This is a genomic window from Arthrobacter sp. SIMBA_036 (assembly GCF_046535135.1).
Classification (GTDB): domain Bacteria; phylum Actinomycetota; class Actinomycetes; order Actinomycetales; family Micrococcaceae; genus Arthrobacter.
This window is the reverse complement of record NZ_JAWRXG010000229.1, coordinates 1-266: the sequence shown is the minus strand read 5'-3', so window position 1 is coordinate 266 and position 266 is coordinate 1. Positions and strand designations below refer to the sequence as shown.

Genomic DNA, 266 nt, shown 5'->3' with positions numbered 1-266 from the left:
ACAAAGAACTTAATATTTACGGTTCTTCCCAATGGCAGAATAGTGTTGCGATTAATATTTCCAAAATATATTTCCGCAATACAAATGAGGCGAAAAGCATTAAAACGAACGGAGCGCGTATGATGGATGTTTATTTTGATGAAAAAACGTCAATCAGTCTGCTGGATGACTTTTCTATATCGGGAAGTCTTACCCACAATGCAGGAACATGGAATACCAATAATTATAAAGTAACTCTATATTCAGGATATATCGGTAATGATGGG

1 protein-coding gene is annotated in these 266 nt (G+C 35.3%); it reads left to right on the top strand.

What is annotated here, in order from left to right:
• A partial coding sequence (locus tag SB659_RS19720; protein ID WP_410551637.1) for a hypothetical protein occupies positions 1 to 266 on the top strand: 266 nt, incomplete at both ends.